Origin of the sequence: Flagellimonas profundi (assembly GCF_017313275.1) — a bacterium.
GTDB lineage: Bacteria > Bacteroidota > Bacteroidia > Flavobacteriales > Flavobacteriaceae > Flagellimonas > Flagellimonas profundi.
The window spans coordinates 986,842-1,003,663 of record NZ_JAFLNM010000001.1; the positions used below are offsets into that span (position 1 = coordinate 986,842).

The 16,822-nt window shown below is 38.3% G+C and carries 20 protein-coding genes; 14 read left to right on the top strand and 6 right to left on the bottom strand.

What is annotated here, in order from left to right:
* Positions 1-84: 84 nt before the first annotated feature.
* The 9 genes from J0654_RS04520 to J0654_RS04560 all read left to right on the top strand — a co-directional run bounded on the left by J0654_RS04520 (position 85) and on the right by J0654_RS04560 (position 6,614).
* Positions 85-1,257 (top strand): proline dehydrogenase family protein, encoded by a 1,173-nt coding sequence (locus tag J0654_RS04520; RefSeq protein ID WP_207026461.1) that lies wholly within the window; start codon positions 85-87, stop codon positions 1,255-1,257.
* 109 nt (positions 1,258-1,366) lie between these two features.
* Entirely contained in the window at positions 1,367-2,008 is a 642-nt protein-coding gene (locus J0654_RS04525; RefSeq protein ID WP_207026462.1) for a hypothetical protein, read from the top strand.
* A 655-nt stretch (positions 2,009-2,663) separates the two neighbouring features.
* The gene (locus J0654_RS04530) at positions 2,664-2,837 is read left to right on the top strand and encodes a hypothetical protein (RefSeq protein ID WP_207026463.1); all 174 of its coding nucleotides are present in this window, start codon (positions 2,664-2,666) and stop codon (positions 2,835-2,837) included.
* A gap of 131 nt (positions 2,838-2,968) precedes the next feature.
* The gene (locus J0654_RS04535) at positions 2,969-3,133 is read left to right on the top strand and encodes a class IIb bacteriocin, lactobin A/cerein 7B family (RefSeq protein WP_207026464.1); all 165 of its coding nucleotides are present in this window, start codon (positions 2,969-2,971) and stop codon (positions 3,131-3,133) included.
* A gap of 12 nt (positions 3,134-3,145) precedes the next feature.
* On the top strand, positions 3,146-3,286 hold the full coding sequence (locus J0654_RS04540) for a hypothetical protein (protein ID WP_207026465.1): 141 nt from the start codon (positions 3,146-3,148) through the stop codon (positions 3,284-3,286).
* 597 nt (positions 3,287-3,883) lie between these two features.
* Entirely contained in the window at positions 3,884-5,155 is a 1,272-nt protein-coding gene (locus J0654_RS04545; RefSeq protein WP_207026466.1) for a hypothetical protein, read from the top strand.
* A 138-nt stretch (positions 5,156-5,293) separates the two neighbouring features.
* Positions 5,294-5,470, top strand: coding sequence for a hypothetical protein (locus J0654_RS04550; protein ID WP_207026467.1), 177 nt, complete (start codon positions 5,294-5,296; stop codon positions 5,468-5,470).
* A 22-nt stretch (positions 5,471-5,492) separates the two neighbouring features.
* Entirely contained in the window at positions 5,493-5,642 is a 150-nt protein-coding gene (locus tag J0654_RS04555; RefSeq protein ID WP_207026468.1) for a hypothetical protein, read from the top strand.
* Between the two features lie 111 nt (positions 5,643-5,753).
* Positions 5,754-6,614, top strand: coding sequence for a CPBP family intramembrane glutamic endopeptidase (locus tag J0654_RS04560; protein ID WP_207026469.1), 861 nt, complete (start codon positions 5,754-5,756; stop codon positions 6,612-6,614).
* Here the strand turns inward: J0654_RS04560 and J0654_RS04565 are convergent.
* From J0654_RS04565 to porX, 6 genes are all read right to left on the bottom strand, one after another.
* Positions 6,611-7,099 (bottom strand): helix-turn-helix domain-containing protein, encoded by a 489-nt coding sequence (locus tag J0654_RS04565; protein WP_207026470.1) that lies wholly within the window; start codon positions 7,097-7,099, stop codon positions 6,611-6,613. The two genes, J0654_RS04560 and J0654_RS04565, sit on opposite strands and share 4 nt — an antisense overlap.
* 101 nt (positions 7,100-7,200) lie before the next feature.
* Positions 7,201-7,578 (bottom strand): DUF4258 domain-containing protein, encoded by a 378-nt coding sequence (locus J0654_RS04570; RefSeq protein WP_207026471.1) that lies wholly within the window; start codon positions 7,576-7,578, stop codon positions 7,201-7,203.
* Between the two features lie 5 nt (positions 7,579-7,583).
* Positions 7,584-8,783, bottom strand: a complete 1,200-nt coding sequence (locus tag J0654_RS04575; RefSeq protein ID WP_207026472.1) for an alanine dehydrogenase — start codon at positions 8,781-8,783, stop codon at positions 7,584-7,586.
* 44 nt (positions 8,784-8,827) lie between these two features.
* Positions 8,828-9,376, bottom strand: coding sequence for a hypothetical protein (locus tag J0654_RS04580; RefSeq protein ID WP_207026473.1), 549 nt, complete (start codon positions 9,374-9,376; stop codon positions 8,828-8,830).
* A gap of 403 nt (positions 9,377-9,779) precedes the next feature.
* Complete coding sequence (gene tsaE / locus J0654_RS04585; protein ID WP_207026474.1) at positions 9,780-10,196, bottom strand: tRNA (adenosine(37)-N6)-threonylcarbamoyltransferase complex ATPase subunit type 1 TsaE; 417 nt, start codon at positions 10,194-10,196, stop codon at positions 9,780-9,782.
* Between the two features lie 7 nt (positions 10,197-10,203).
* A complete protein-coding gene (porX, locus tag J0654_RS04590; protein WP_207026475.1) occupies positions 10,204-11,748 on the bottom strand; it encodes a T9SS response regulator signal transducer PorX in 1,545 nt (514 codons plus the stop codon).
* A gap of 37 nt (positions 11,749-11,785) precedes the next feature.
* Here porX and J0654_RS04595 point away from each other — a divergent pair, with 37 nt between their 5' ends.
* Genes J0654_RS04595 through efp form a run of 5 tightly spaced genes read left to right on the top strand, consistent with a single transcriptional unit; the run spans position 11,786 to position 16,820 of the window.
* Entirely contained in the window at positions 11,786-13,009 is a 1,224-nt protein-coding gene (locus tag J0654_RS04595) for an HD domain-containing protein (RefSeq protein WP_207026476.1), read from the top strand.
* A 23-nt stretch (positions 13,010-13,032) separates the two neighbouring features.
* The gene (lpxD, locus tag J0654_RS04600) at positions 13,033-14,067 is read left to right on the top strand and encodes a UDP-3-O-(3-hydroxymyristoyl)glucosamine N-acyltransferase (RefSeq protein ID WP_207026477.1); all 1,035 of its coding nucleotides are present in this window, start codon (positions 13,033-13,035) and stop codon (positions 14,065-14,067) included.
* The gene (locus tag J0654_RS04605; RefSeq protein ID WP_207026478.1) at positions 14,051-15,463 is read left to right on the top strand and encodes a bifunctional UDP-3-O-[3-hydroxymyristoyl] N-acetylglucosamine deacetylase/3-hydroxyacyl-ACP dehydratase; all 1,413 of its coding nucleotides are present in this window, start codon (positions 14,051-14,053) and stop codon (positions 15,461-15,463) included. The genes lpxD and J0654_RS04605 overlap by 17 nt, the downstream gene beginning before the upstream one ends.
* Positions 15,464-16,249 (top strand): acyl-ACP--UDP-N-acetylglucosamine O-acyltransferase, encoded by a 786-nt coding sequence (gene lpxA / locus J0654_RS04610; RefSeq protein ID WP_207026479.1) that lies wholly within the window; start codon positions 15,464-15,466, stop codon positions 16,247-16,249.
* Between the two features lie 4 nt (positions 16,250-16,253).
* Positions 16,254-16,820 carry an elongation factor P gene (efp, locus tag J0654_RS04615; protein ID WP_207026480.1) on the top strand — a complete coding sequence of 189 codons (567 nt, stop codon included), beginning with the start codon at positions 16,254-16,256 and terminating at the stop codon, positions 16,818-16,820.
* Positions 16,821-16,822: the final 2 nt, after the last annotated feature.

Sequence of the window (16,822 nt, forward strand, 5' to 3'; positions counted from 1 at the left end):
TTTACACTGCTAAATAAAGATTATTTTTATATATAAGGTTCTAGTTTGCGTACTTATCTTTGAATCTTTAATGGATATTTAAGAATGCGACCAAATTTTGAGAATACTGCAATAGCATTTGAGCTTAAGTCGGACTCCCAGTTGGAGCGAGCCTATTTTCTTTTTAAAATGATTTCTATGGAACCCTTGGTCCGTATTGGGGCAGCGGTGACCAATATTGCAATTAAGGCACACTTGCCCGTAGAAGGTTTGATAAGGGCCACCGTATTCGACCATTTCTGTGGCGGGGTGAGCGAAAAAGATTGCCTTCCCATAATTGACAATATGTACGGTAACGGTGTGTATTCCATTTTAGACTATTCGGCCGAAGGCAAAGAGGTGGACAATCAGTTTGATTTTGCCATGGAAAAGACGTTGGATATACTCGATTTTGTCAAGGAAAAAGATGCCATGCCCTTTGCTGTTTTTAAACCTACGGGCTTTGGGCGTTTTAAGATATTTGAGAAAGTCACCGCAGGCAGCGAACTGACTGAAAATGAAAAAGGAGAGTGGGATAGGATTGTCAATAGGTTTGAAAGGGTTTGCAAAAAAGCGCATGACCTGGATGTTGCCCTGCTCATTGACGCAGAAGAGAGTTGGATGCAGGATGCTGCGGACGACCTGGTACTGGATATGATGCGAAAATACAACAAGGAGAAGGCCATTGTGTTCAACACCTTCCAAATGTATCGTTGGGACCGAATGGATTACATTAAAAAACTCTATAAACTAGCAGTTGACGAAGGCTTTAAAATCGGCGCAAAAGTAGTTAGGGGCGCCTATATGGAAAAAGAGAACGATAGGGCCGAAGATAAGGGGTATGAGACCCCGATATGTGCAAACAAAAGCTTGACCGATGAAAACTTCAATGCTTCCTTGGACTATATGATGGAGCATTTGGATAAATTCGTCATTTTTTCCGGTACACATAACGAACAAAGCAGTTTACGCTTGATAGATTTGATGGATAAATATGGTTTGCCTTCCAATGATGAAAGGGTGTGGTTTGGTCAATTGTTCGGTATGAGTGACCATATCACCTATAATTTAGCGGCCAGCGGATACAATTCCGTTAAATATTTGCCTTACGGACCAGTTCGTGATGTAATGCCCTATTTGATTAGAAGGGCAGAGGAAAACACTTCGGTGGCCGGACAAACGTCTCGGGAGCTCGCCCTGATCACCAAAGAACGGAAGCGTAGGAAGTTGGCGGACTGATAGCAATATCTTCACTGTCAGACCTATAAAAAATGGTCATGCCAATTTTTCTTTAAGATTTATGTAACAATAGGGAGAAATTATATACCAATGGGATAAACATGCCCATATGGAATTGGACCTACTTAAAAAAAACTGGCAAAAAATAGATTTTGACTTAGAAAAGAAAAACGCATCTTCTATAAAAGAGATTAAAGGGCTTAAATCAATAATTACGGCCAAGACCATTACAAAAAAACTTTTCCGATATTCTCTGATAGAATTTTCACTCTGGGGAGTGGCAGCAATAGGGCTACAGTACTACTTTCAAGAATTTACGCCACAATCCTTTCTTGATTTTCAACCGTTGATTTATATTGAAAAATTAAATTTTGTGGTTCTAATTGCATTTCTTGCCTTGTTCTTTTGGAACTTCAAATCAATTAATACAACGAATAATGTTCTAAACTTAATCACAAGAATTTTTAGAGTGAAAAAAGTGGTCAAAGGGTATATTACATATAACCTAATTATCTTTAACCTGACATTCTTGATGAGTTATATTTGGGAATTGAACAACAATGAAGAGATAGCGGAAATCTTAAAAAATGAATCGAGTTTCATGTATCTGGCACTACTACTTTTTGGTGCTACCTTCGCTATAATTTTCACCTTATTAGTATATAGAGCTTACAACTTTATATATGGCAGATTTATTTTAAATTTTGATGATTTGACACAGAATTTAAAACATTTAATTGATCGAAAATAAAAAAGGCCAGGTAATCCGGCCTTTTCACAAATACGTTTGGTTTATATTAAAACGTCAATGATGTCAATCAGGACATCAACTGCTTTTTTAGCAAGTGCTGCCATAATACATAAACTTTGTAGGTTAACAATTGTGAAGGTTTTACTTCACTTACTACAAGAAACGTAAAGCAGCATGAATGGTTTACTTTGTAAAAATTGATGGATGCCTAGCGTGAGTTGACTTATGCACCATATCAATTGACAAATTAATTTATACTTTCAATCACTACCTCCTCCTCACAATTTTTGGCCTTTAATTCCAATGCTTTACCATTGTACTTTACATAGATTACTCCATTCTATATCCTAACAGGGTTAATTTTATTCAGTAAATAAGCCGGATTTATAAATCTGACTTCATATTTATAAATCGCGTACATATCAGTTTGTTTACTTTTTTATTTGCAGCGATATTTAGTCCTTGCAGATATTTCCCAAAGAAATCATTGAGGATACGATTCAAACCTACATTCCAAAAAATGGAGTAAAAAAGTAGGGCTGTTTATGGTTTTTTATTAACCCCCATTTTAGTAGCTATTTGTGCCTTGCCCTTTATTAAGATAAAAGTTTACACTGAAGTATCGGAAGCTACAGTTTTTAGAATGATTGAGACGATGAAAGAACTTAATGCTCCCATTTGTTATGATTTGTCGCGCCAAAGTTATGTGTACACCGAAAGCACAAATTTTAAATGTGGTTTTTATGTGGAAGAATTGGATGAAACGTCTGAACGGAACCTTTCCGGTGGGTATGGTTTTGGCAATATGAAACGATTACTGAAATTTTAACATTTTTTGCACTACACTCTCAAATTTTGAGAGTGGCAAACCACATATTTGAAATGTAGCACAAAGTAAAGCGCAACAGAAATTTCTGGCTTTGGGTGCAAAAAATTATTGTTTAATTAGAAATTTAAAAAATGAAAAATCTAGAAAATTTTGGAGTTTTAGAGCTCGATGCTCAAGAACTAAATCAAATAAAAGGCGGTGTTTGGCCCATAATTGCGGCGGCATGTGGTATAGCCATTGCTGGAATGGCTGCGGGTTATTATGCAGGGAAAGCTTATTACTATTCAACTCATTAAATTATAAAACTTATGGAAAATTTATCTAAGTTAGAAAAGAAAGATCTTTTTATAATTAATGGTGGTTGTAAAGAGTGGTCGCTTTTATTTGGATTAGCAGGAATAGCCTTTTACGTAGGCTATCATGATGCTTCTGGTGGAAAGCATGATTAAATAACATATAACCTTGAGTCAGATATAATATGACTCAAGGTTATAATAATTACTTGAAAACATGAATACAGAAATGTTTTTTCTCCTTGTGGCGACTATAGTTCTTTTATCTTTCTCCGCATTAGGGGCGAAAAAAAATAGGTCTACTATTTCAAAGAAACTCATATTGTTCTTACCTGTGCTGGCAACATTGGCATTAATTGTTTTTTTTTGTTACAAAGCCTTCTTTTATTTAAGCCACTAAATGTTTTACGGAATTCATAGATTCTAAGAATCAAAAAAAATTAAGACTTATAATATAATATTGATTTTGCTTTTTACGGTTGGTCATTATACGAGTAAAAACTATGGGCAGTACTAAAAGACAAAATATCATCCATCAGCATACTGAAGAGTTTCTGCTATCTAGAAATTATGCTGAGCAACTTAAAACCATTTTTCTTGAAGCTGATAAAGTTTATGACGATAAAAAAATCAGTGCAAAAAATATTCTATTTAAGATTATTTATTTTTTCCAAAAATTCTTTTTTATCATGAATAAAAGAAGAAAGTTGCTTTTAAAACGATATTCCAATTTGTTTTGATTTAGAAATCACAATGCGTTTATTGGAATATTTTGTGCATTTCCGTTTAACCTTAGTTTTTAGTGTATTCAGCATTTTCACGTTTCTAACTGGTTTTGGCCAAAACACACAAGCACACGATAGTCTTTATCCTGCCCGTATTTACGACTTCTCCATTATTAATGGCCGAAATCTGTTTACCATACGACAGATAAATACAAACTATGTGTCTACAAATAGGATATTGGCTAGGTTAATCAATAAAAAAACCTCTAAAGTTGATAGGTTTTTACAGTTTGGAATTTCATTTCTTGGTATCGCGGTCACCCACGAAGAGGGTCATCGATCTATATTAACGGACTTGGAGATAGGGTCGGTAAGTCAACCCTTTTCAATATTCAAAGGGGTAGCGTACGTTAAGGGTGTGACAGATGAAACATTGATTGATTTAAGAAACAATAATCTGGATGATTACGTAAGGTTACATACTGCAGGATTGGAATCGGATTATGCGATTCTTACCAGAACAGAAACTCTTTTGGCTTTTGGGGAAGATAATTTTGAAAACCTTGGAATAGATTATTTAACAAGGAAAGCATCCTTGATTGGTTACTATCTAACAAACTTGATTCCTGGTTTATTTTCAAAAATGGAAGAAGAAGAAAATGAATTGGAAAGAGATATTGTGGGACATGACTTGTTCGGAGCCATAAAAAATCTTCACCGTCCAAGTATAGAGTTTTATAGATACACCAACTTTGATGATTTAACCAAAGATGAAAGAAAGTTTGCTAGAACAGTGGGTTGGTTATCCATTTTGAATCTAATTAACCCAATGTTGTTGGGTAAGAATAACTTTAAAGTAAGTCAGAATTTAAAAGTTAATGCAGGGCTGGGTTATACCATGGCTCCCTTTGGTGGCTTTTTGGATGAAAATTTTTGGTTCAACTTTAAAAATAAATATAGAATACATTTTTATTTAAGACAATTCCATAATAAAGACAATCTATTTTTCGGTACGGGCATCAAACTTTTTAATCATTCACTATTTACTGATAAGATTATTTTAAACTCAGAATTACATTTTTGGAACCAACCAGAGAACTTGGATTTCTTTACTTCCATCTCAAAATCAGGTGTGGGAGGAGTATTGAATGTTGGGTACTCAATTTTGAATTCTTTAGAAAACACTTCAAATCTATACTTAAACCTCGGCCTTAGCCAAAAGACTCAAGGTTTTTTGCCAGAATATGCGAGTTTGGACAATAGAACGATGCTGAATTTAGGATTCTCTCTAGTTTGGTGAATTTTAACATTTTTCCCTTATCACTCTCAAAATTTGAGAGTGACATGTCTCATCTTTGAAATGTAACACAAAGCAGCGCGCAACAGAATTTCTGGCTTTGGTTGCAAAAAATTATTGTTTAATTAAAATTTTACTTTTATGAAAAATTTAGAAATCTATGGTGTTCAAGAAATTTCTGATTCTTTAAAGACATCAACACAGGGTGGTACTTGGCTAGGTGAGGCAGTAGGGAAATTCCTTGGTGCCGCTGCAAAATATTCCGGCCCATATGGTGCTTCCTATTTTCTTGTAGACTATACAATATCTCAAATGTAATCTTAACTAAAAATTATATAAAATGAATTTTAAATTAAAAGAATTAAACTCAAAAGAGCTGGCTGATATTAACGGAGGTGGTTGGCTTTATGACACTTATAGAATTGTAGTAGAGGAAGCAGGTGATTTTGTAAAGGGTTTTAAGGATGGATTGGAAAACGGCCTGTTTTAATACAACTCAAATCATTATAAACTTAAAGGGTGTATTCACACCCTTTTTACAGTTAAATGCGTTTGTTAAATTATATCTATTTAGATTAGAGGAATTGCATAATACGAATAAATGAATGAGGTTACATATTTTGCTGGCTGGAAGCGTGTTCTCCTGATAATTTTACCCTATTTCTTTATAACTGGTTTTCTTCAAGTTTTTGGTGAATTATTAACAGGACAAGAAATCACATCTGGATTAATTAATGAGTCAACAGGTCAACACCTTCTAACTTCATTTTTTGGTTTTTTAGGAACTTTATTGGTGGTCTACCTTTTTATGAAGAGACTTGACAATGAAGAGTTTATTGAAATTGGTCTACATCTTAAAAATCATAAAAAAGGTATTTTATTAGGGCTAACTACGGGTTTGTTCATTATGGTAGCTGGATATCTAGTTCTCGATACATTAAATCAAATAGAGTTTGCTGAGACCACCTTCATGGGTGGTGAGTTCTTAATGACTGTCCTCTTATTTCTCATAGTTTCTATATCGGAGGAGATATTTTTTAGGGGATATGTTCTCAGAAATTTTATGGAATCTATGAACAAATTTGTAGCCCTATTCGGATCTGCATTTTTGTTTGCACTTGTGCATGCAGCCAACCCCAATCTTTCCTTAATTGGAAACATCAACCTTTTTCTTGCTGGAGTTTTATTGGGGTTACCTTATGTCTATACCAAAAACCTCATGTTTCCCATTGCTTTTCATTTTAGCTGGAATTTCTTTCAATCCCTATTCGGGTTTAATGTAAGTGGTCTTGATTCCTATTCTCTAATCGAGTTTAAAAACACACAGGACACCTGGGTCAGCGGGGGCGATTTCTGTTTTGAAAGATCTGTTTTAGCTTCTGTTCTTCAAATAATTTTAATTGTAGCCTTCTACATAGTATTCAACAGTAAGAAAAGAGAAAAATTAAGAATCGGGATCTAAAATTTTGATTGTGAAGATTTTCTCCACTCATCCTCCAAAATTTGCTTAAAAAATACCCCAGGCGTTACCCCAGTTTTATTTTTAAAAGACTTGGTGAAAACACTTAAGGAGTTAAACCCGTACATTTCAGCAATCTGAATCATGGATTTGGTTTTCACTATATCAGGGTTATCCTTTAAATGATTTATTGCATAGGTGATCCTGATGTCCTTAAGGTAACTCGAGAAATTTTTATTTTTATGTAGGTTAATTACCTTGGATAAGTAGGTACTGTTGGTGTGGAGTGTTTCGGATAAACTGTGCAAGGTTACTTTGTTATTCAAAAAACCTTTTTGTTCTTCCCAAGAACCGAGTTTCCTCGATATTTCTAAAATCAACTCGATTTTTATTTTTGATTTCTTGGCGGTTGGCAAAAACGGCTTGAATTGTAATTTCTTTTTTGATATTTTCCTTAGTTTTTGCCCAATTACCTCCAAACTAATCATGAATAAATGTATTAATCCCTCATTAGTCAGAAATATAATACTTAATCTAGTGTAATAAGCTTACAAATTGACGGATACCCCTTTTGAATTGATAAATGAGTCTATGGGGTAATCCTTTCAATATTTTCCACTGTAACCTCTTCTTCACAATTTTTGGCCTTTAATTCCAATGCTTTCCCATTGTACTCATGTGAGATAAAGTATGTTTTACAAGGCTCGGATTTGGTGTCACTCTTGCCAAAATCCACATCGCCGTCATTTAAAAATGCTTGTACCATAAGGGTATCACGATATTGTTCTGGAAGGTCTTCAGAAAAGACCAATGTTTTGGAGCGCATGTCCTTGAGCACCCTACAATTGGGGAAATAGCAGAAATCCAATCCTTCTTCACCTGATTTTTTCTTTAAAAAGAAAACCAAAAAAATCAATCCAATGGACAGTCCAACCAAGTACCATCCCAATCGTTTCAAAAATGCCATCTACATTAAAAAATAAGAAAATTAATATCGTTATAGCTCAAACCGAACCAATCCCCCACGGATTTGTTGGTCAAGATGCCGTGGTACATATAAAGCCCGTTGCGCAGGCCCTTATCAAACCTTAGGGAATGTTCCAGGCCTCCTTCTTCGCCAATTTTCAATAAATAGGGTGTAAAGATATTACTTATAGAAATAGAAGAGGTTCTTGGATAGCGCGATGGAATATTGGGGACCCCATAATGGACAACCCCAAATTTTTCAAAGGTGGGCTTTCTGTGGGTGGTGACTTCCGAGGTTTCAAAACAGCCCCCCATATCAATGCTCACATCAATGATCACCGCCCCTTTTTTCATGTTCTCGACCATGGAGCTCGATACAACCACCGGAGAACGGTCCTTTCCACGGGTAGCGCCAATGGCAACATCACAGCGTTTTAAGGATTTGATCAAGTTTTTTGGTTGTACGGTTGATGTGTACAAGGTCTGGTTTAAACTGGTTTGAAGGTTTCTGAGTTTACTGATGGAGTTGTCGAAAACCTTAACGTTCGCACCTAGCCCTAAAGCCGAACGTGCGGCAAATTCACCTACAGTTCCAGCTCCAATAATTACAACTTCAACTGGGGGCACACCACTTATATTTCCAAACATGAGCCCATTGCCCGTATTGGGATTGGACATTAGTTCGGACGCAATCAAAATGGAGGAAATCCCGGCAATTTCACTGAGTGACCTCACTGCGGGGTAGTTCCCGTCGTCGTCCCTAATGTACTCGAAAGCAATGGCCGTAAGTCTTTTTTTGGCCATTATTTCAAAATACTCCTTGTTTTGGGTCTTTATCTGTAAGGCGGAAATTATGATTGTCTGTGGGTTCAACAAATCAATTTCTGAAAGGGTAGGGGGCTCTACCTTTAAAATAATGGGGCATGAAAATACCTTTTTGGTATCCCGGGTTATTTCTGCTCCCGCGTTGGTATAATCTATATCCGAAAAATTGGCGCCTTCACCAGCTCCCGATTCCAAAAGAACGCGATGCCCATTTGCCGTGATGGCATTGACCGCATCCGGTGTAAGGCATACCCGTTTTTCTTGATATTGGTTTTCCTTTGGAATTCCTATGAAAAGCTCCCCTTTTTGTGTGACAACTTCGAGGGTTTCTTCTTGTGGAAGTAATTGCTGTTTGCTAAATGGAGAGGAAGCTTGGCTCATAAAGGGTAAATCTATTCAAAATACCATAGGGTATTAAAACAAATTTACATTTTTTTTGACACCGTCTTTTGTCGTTGTTCCAGTTTCTCACGTTCCTTGCGCAATTCCTCTTTTTCCTTTAGGATTTGAAGTTCTGTATCCATGGCTTCCAGGTCTATCCCATGAACGTGCTTATCCACCAGTTTTACCCTAATAAAATAAACTATGGGAACCACGACCATAGTCACTGCAATCACATAAAGAATTTCGTTTTCATCGATTCGTTCACTATTGGAATAGTTCAACACATAGAAAAGTTGAAAACTATACATCGAAATGGGAATCAATATGGCATGGTACCACCAATTTTTTGAGGTAACGAACCATATGACCAAAAGAAGTAAGGGTACTAATTTGTTCAAATAATAATAGAAAGCTAGACTTACATCATTGTCAAACCCATTCTCCGTAAACTCAATACCTAAAAATGTCCATGTATCGGTACCTACTGGTAAATACTTGTAGCCATAAAAAAGTATTGGGGAAATAGCAATAAACAAAGCTACCACCCCTTCAATTACAAACTTCTTCCTGATTCTAGTTTTATCCTTCATTGTTGTAGATAACTAGAAAAATGAAAGATTATTGTAAAAAAAATAATCCCTTCTCGAAAAAAGGGATTATTGTTTCGGTTTGGAAAAAGATTACTAAAGCTTTTTTAGCTGATCTTTTCTAATGCTAGTTGTCTGATCCTTGTCAATGGAAATAGTGCTGGTTGAAACAGCGGTCATTGCCAAAAATGCAACGGCTAGCAATCCAAAAAAAACTTTTTTAGTGTTCATCGTAAAAGAGTTTTTGGTTAATAAATGAATTAATTCACAAAACAAATGTAGGAAAATATTTCAACTAACCATACCTTTTATCGATAAAATTGGAATTTAAACGTAAAAAACGGTCCTTTTATCGAAATCGGCTTGTTCTGTGCAATAATTTCCCTGAAGATATAGGGATTGCTTTTTAAGAAACATTTAACTCGATTGAACGAGTGTTTTCCTCGATAAACTGCAAGAATACCCGTACAGCATCCTCTGGAAGTAAGGAAGAAATTTTATCGGGCCATTCTATAAACAACCATGCATCGGAACTCAAATAATCCTCAAACCCCATGTCCAAGGCCTCCATTTCATCATTTAACCTGTAAAAATCAAAATGGTAGGCCAGGGGCATGTCATTTTCGTCATAATACTCATTGACCAAACCAAAGGTGGGGCTGTTGGCCACATCCACGGCACCAAGCTCTTTAACCAAAGCCTTGACCAATGTGGTCTTGCCGACACCCATATCGCCATACAGGCAAAGAATCTTATTTGGTGCCTTGTGCAATAATTCTTTGGCTACCTCCTGAATCCCATTCAATTGAAAAGTTCGCTTCACTCCAGTCTTATTTTGGGTCCAAAACTACAAAAGGAACAATCATTTCCTCTAAAGAAACACCCCCATGCTGATAGGTATTCCGGTAATAGCTCACATAATGATTGTAGTTGTTCGGGTATGCAAAAAACAGATCGTTCTTCGCAAAAATAAAACTACTGCTCAAGTTAATGTTCGGCAAGTGAATTTCCTGTGGGTTTTTGGTGGCCAAAACATCTTTGTCTTGATACGTAAGGCTTCGTCCGGTTTTGTAACGGAGATTTAAGCTCGTTTCCCGGTCTCCTATTACCTTGGAGGGCTGTTTCACATTGATGGTACCGTGGTCCGTGGTCAGTATCAGCTTCATGCCCAAATCCTGTGCCTGCTGTATGATGTCCAGTAAGGGCGAATTCTTGAACCAGCTCAAAGTAAGTGATCGATATGCTTTATCGTTGGAGGCAAGTTCCTTTACCACTTCCATTTCTGTTTTGGAATGGGAGAGCATATCCACAAAATTGTAGACAACCACAGTAAGGTCGTTGTCCTTTTGTGATTTAAAATTAGAGGCCAATTGTTTCCCCTGTTTAAGGTTGCTGATTTTATGATATTCCCAATTGAGGTCCAACCCCAATCGTTTTAATTGTTCTCCCAAGAACTCTGCTTCATGTAGGTTTTTGCCGCCTTCATCGGTATCGTTTTTCCACCAATCCGGATAACGTTTTTCCATTTCCGAAGGCATTAGTCCAGAAAACAACGCATTACGGGCATACTGTGTAGCTGTTGGAAGAATACTGAAATAAGCGCATTCTTGTTTCTTTTTGTAATGGACCGAGAGCGTTTTCTCAAAAGCGAGCCATTGGTCGTACCTTAAATTATCTATGACCACCAACAAGGTTTTGCTCTCTTCCAATTCAGGCTGAATTTTATTTTTGAACAGGGTGTGGGACATTACGGGAGCATCGCCATCTTTGAACCAATTTTTGTAGTTTTTGTCCACAAACTTTCCAAACTGCGAATTGGCCTCCACTTTTTGGGACTCCAATATCTCGAACATGCCTGAATCTTCGATTTGCTCTAGTTCGAGTTCCCAATAAATCAATTTTTTATAGAGGTCCACCCATTCTTCCTGGGTATTGATCATGGAGAGGTCCATGGCGATTTTTCTGAACTCTTGTTGGTAATTGGCGGTGGTTTTCTCGGAAACCAAACGGGAATTGTCCAAACTTTTTTTAAGCGAGAGTAAAATTTGATTGGGGTTAACCGGTTTTATGAGGTAATCCGCTATTTTGGAGCCGATGGCTTCGTCCATAATATATTCCTCTTCACTTTTGGTGATCATCACCACAGGAATGGACCCGTCGTACTTTTTTATCTCGGTCAAGGTTTCCAACCCTGATAGGCCCGGCATATTTTCATCTAAAAAAACAATGTCGAAAAAAGTTTCCTTGATTTCTTCGATGGCATCCTGTCCACTTTGACTGGTCACCACTTTATAACCTTTGCTTTCCAGAAATAATATGTGAGGTTTTAATAGGTCTATTTCATCATCGACCCAAAGAATTGTTATCTTGTTCATATAGTAGTTATCTTTGTGGGAATTAAAACAAAAATCCTTGGTAAAAACCAATAAACTTAATGTTTTCAACGATCCAATTTACGGTTTTATTGGAACTCCCAACGAACTAATTTTTAGTCTGATCTCGCATCCTTACTTTCAAAGGCTGAGACGAATATCCCAAATGGGGCTGTCCTATTTGGTATATCCCGGAGCACACCACACTCGATTTCATCATGCGCTGGGCAGTATGCATTTAATGACGAAGGCCATACAGGTTTTAAGGTTAAAGAAAATTGAAATCACACCAGAGGAAGAAAAGGGATTGTTGTGCGCGATTTTGCTTCACGATATAGGTCACGGACCATTCTCACATGCACTTGAAGGTTTTGTAGCTGAGGAAATCAGTCATGAGCAGATTTCTTTGAAATTCATGAAGGAGCTGAACAAGGAGTTCAATGGACAGTTGGATATGGCCATTTCCATTTTTCAGGGAGATTATGCCAAGCCATTTTTAAATCAATTGGTATCCAGTCAATTGGATATGGATCGGTTGGATTACCTTAAACGGGATAGTTTTTACTCAGGGGTTACCGAAGGAAACATCAATTCCGACCGGTTGATTTCCATGCTTAATGTAGTGGATGGCACTTTGGTAGTGGAAGAGAAGGCTATTTATGCCGTAGAGAAGTTTTTGATGGCCCGTAGATTTATGTATTGGCAGGTGTATCTTCATAAAACAGGTTTGGTCGCGGAGCAATTGCTTGTCCGAATTATGCAGCGAGCACGGTTTTTACTAAGTAAAGGCGATAACTTGGAGGGTAGTCGACCCTTGTTGTTTTTTCTACAACAAAACGGTACTTTAACTTTTGATGCGGAAGTTTTAAAAACTTTTGCCGAACTTGATGACATCGATATTCTTGGCGCCCTGAAAAGTTGGCAATTTCATGATGATTTTGTGCTTTCCAAGCTATGTAAGATGTTGCTGGACAGAAGGTTGCTTCACGTTAAGGTAAAAAAGCGACCATTGACCGCTGAAAAATTGAATGAGAAACTTGATTGGATCATAGATAAGTACGGACTTTCTGTGGAGGATGCTTCAAATTTCGTGTTTCAAGGAGAAATATCGAACAGGGCCTACAGTAAAGACGAAGCCATTAGAATTTTAAAAAAGAACGGTAAAATTTCAGATGTTTTAAAGGAGTCGGACCAGCTTAGCTTAAAAGCGTTGGCCAAAACCGTCACCAAATATTATAGCTGCTATCCAAAGAAAGCCGTTTAACAAATTTTGTTACTTTTGCACCAATGAAATTTACAGCTACCCAAATTGCCGGAATCTTAGAAGGGGAAGTTGAGGGAAATCCTCAAATCGCTGTCCATAAACTGTCCAAGATCGAGGAAGGTGAAAAAGGATCATTGACCTTTTTGGCCAACCCAAAATACACATCTTATATCTATTCCACCAAGGCATCGATAACCATTGTAAACAAAGATTTTGTTCCTGAACAGTCAGTTTCCACCACACTGATAAAAGTGGATGATGCGTATAAATCTTTTTCCAAATTACTGGAATACTACAATCAGGTTAAAAATAACAAGGTAGGGGTGGAGAACCCTTGCTATATTTCCGAAAGCGCCAGCTACGGAGAAGGTTTCTATCTTGGCGCTTTTGCCTACTTGGGAGAAAATGTAAAAATTGGGGACAATGTAAAAGTATACCCCAACGCTTATATTGGAGACAATGTGAGTATAGGCGATAACGTCATTGTCTTTGCGGGTGCCAAAATATATTCCGAGACCATTATTGGCAACAATTGTGTAATCCATGGAGGAGCGATTATCGGAGCAGATGGATTTGGATTCACACCCAATTCGGATGGCGAGTACAGCAAAGTACCACAGACCGGTAATGTTATTATAGAAGACAATGTGGATGTGGGTGCAGGAACCACAATTGATCGGGCAACATTAGGTTCCACCATTTTAAGAAAAGGTGTTAAGTTGGACAATCAAATCCAGATTGCACATAACGTTGAAATAGGCGAACATACCGCAATTGCTGCACAAACTGGGGTTGCAGGGTCAACCAAAATCGGAAAAAACTGTCTGATCGGGGGGCAAGTCGGTATTGTAGGGCACATCACTATAGGTGATAGGGTCCGCATTCAGGCCCAATCCGGAATCGGCAGAAACGTAAAAGATGATGAAGTTCTCCAAGGATCGCCAGCATTGAACTATGGAGACTTCAACAAATCATATGTACACTTTAAGAATTTGCCGAAATTGGCAAATCAAATCTCCAACATAGAAAAAAAAGTTGAAGGTGAGCAAACCAAGTAACAAACAACGCACCATTGCAAAAAAAGTAACGCTACAAGGTGTAGGGCTGCATACGGGGGAACAGGTAACCATGAGTTTTCTTCCTGCGGACGAGAACCACGGTTTTGCGTTCAAAAGAATTGATTTGGAAGGAGAACCCATAATCGAGGCAGATGCCAATTATGTGGTGAATACCCAACGTGGGACCAATTTGGAAAAGAACGGAGTTAAGATCCATACCTCGGAACACGTGCTTGCTGCACTCGTGGGCTTGGACATCGATAATGTATTGATTGAGCTCGACGCTCCAGAACCTCCCATTATGGATGGCTCTTCCAAATTTTTTGTGGAAGCTCTAGAAGAAGCGGGTATCGTGGAACAGGAGCAAGAGCGTGAAGAATATGTGGTAAAAGATGTGATTACCTATAAAGACGAAACCACAGGAAGCGAAATCACCATCATACCTGCGGATGAATATCAAGTCACGACCATGGTGGATTTCGGGACCAAAGTTTTAGGCACGCAGAACGCCACATTAGAGAAAATGTCCGACTTTAAGGAACAGATTGCGGACTCCCGTACCTTTAGTTTTCTTCATGAATTGGAAATGTTGTTGGAAAATGGCTTGATCAAGGGCGGTGACCTAAACAATGCCATTGTGTATGTGGATAAGGAAATATCAGAATCCACAATGAAGAAATTGGAAAAAGCATTTGGCAAAGAGAAGCTTTCTGTTAAGCCAAACGGTATCCTGGACAACTTGACCCTGCACCACCCCAATGAAGCTGCACGTCACAAGCTGCTGGATGTAATCGGGGATCTGGCCCTATCGGGAACCCGTATTCGTGGTAAAGTTATTGCCAACAAGCCAGGACATTTTGTGAACACCCAGTTTGCGAAAAAACTGTCCAAAATCATTAAAATAGAAAAGAGGAACAAGGTTCCCAGCTATGATTTAAATCAAGAGCCATTAATGGACGTGAATGAAATCATGGCCAGGTTGCCTCACCGCCCACCATTTTTGTTGGTGGATAAAATTTTGGAACTCTCTGATACCCATGTGGTAGGAGTGAAAAACGTGACCATGAACGAACCGTTCTTCGTGGGCCACTTTCCCGGAGCGCCTGTAATGCCAGGTGTTTTGCAAGTAGAAGCCATGGCTCAAACAGGAGGTATTCTTGTGCTGAGTACAGTTCCGGACCCTGAGAACTATCTGACTTTCTTTATGAAGATTGACAAGGTAAAGTTTAAACAACAAGTAGTACCCGGGGATACTTTAATATTCAAATGCGATTTGATTTCTCCCATCCGAAGAGGAATCTGCCACATGCAAGCTTATGCGTATGCTAATGGGAAATTGGTATCCGAAGCCGAGTTGATGGCCCAAATCGTGAAAACAAAAAATACAGATTCGTAGATGAACCAACCATTAGCATATGTACATCCAGGGGCCAAAATTGCCAAAAACGTGGTAATAGAGCCCTTCACCACAATACACAACAACGTCACCATTGGCGAGGGTACTTGGATTGGTTCCAACGTAACCATTATGGAAGGTGCCCGTATCGGAAAAAATTGTAGTATTTTCCCGGGGGCAGTAATTTCGGCAATGCCACAAGACTTAAAATATCAAGGCGAGGACACCACGGTCCACATTGGGGACAATACCACTATTCGTGAGTGCGCTACCATCAACAAAGGTACTTCCGACCGCATGAAAACGGTGATCGGAAACAATTGTTTGATCATGGCCTATTGCCACATTGCACACGATTGCTTAGTGGGCGATGGTTGTATTTTCAGTAACAATTCAACCTTGGCAGGACACGTAACCATTGGTCAAAATGTAGTTTTGGCAGGAATGGTTGCCGTACACCAGTTTGTATCCATTGGAAACCACGCTTTTGTAACAGGTGGTTCCTTGGTCCGTAAAGATGTACCTCCTTACGTGAAGGCAGCAAGAGAACCTCTTTCGTATGTGGGCATTAATTCGATTGGATTGCGAAGAAGAGGTTTCGAATCCGACAAGATTCGTGAGATTCAAAATATTTACAGACTACTATATCAACAAAACTATAATAATTCCCAAGCGGCATCCATTATTGAAGCTGAGATGGAGGCTACTCCCGAGAGGGACGAAATCCTTCAATTTATAAGAGATTCGCAGCGTGGAATTATGAAAGGTTATTTTAGTTCAAATTAAATTTATGGCAAGTACTTCTGATATAAGAAAAGGATTGTGCATCAAGTACAACAACGATATCTACAAGATTGTAGAGTTTCTTCATGTAAAACCAGGTAAGGGACCAGCTTTTGTGCGCACAAAGTTAAAGAGTGTAACTACCGGCAAGGTAGTTGACAATACATTTTCTGCCGGTCACAAGATCGAAGATGTTCGTGTAGAGACACGTTCCTATCAATTTTTATACAACGATGGGGAAACCTACCACTTTATGAACACGGACGATTACACCCAGATCGCGTTGCAAAAAGATGCTTTGGATGCTTCCGACCTGTTGAAAGAAAGTGAAGTGGTAACCATCATATTCAACGCAGAGGACAATATGCCCCTTTCCGTTGAAATGCCAGCAAGTGTGGTATTGGAAGTAACCCATACCGAGCCGGGCGTAAAAGGGAATACCGCTACAAATGCCACCAAACCAGCTACTGTGGAGACAGGAGCAACGATCAATGTGCCGCTTTTCATCAACGAAGGCGACAAAATTAAAATTGATACGGAGAAAGCAGCTTATTTGGAACGTGCCAAAGAGTAGCC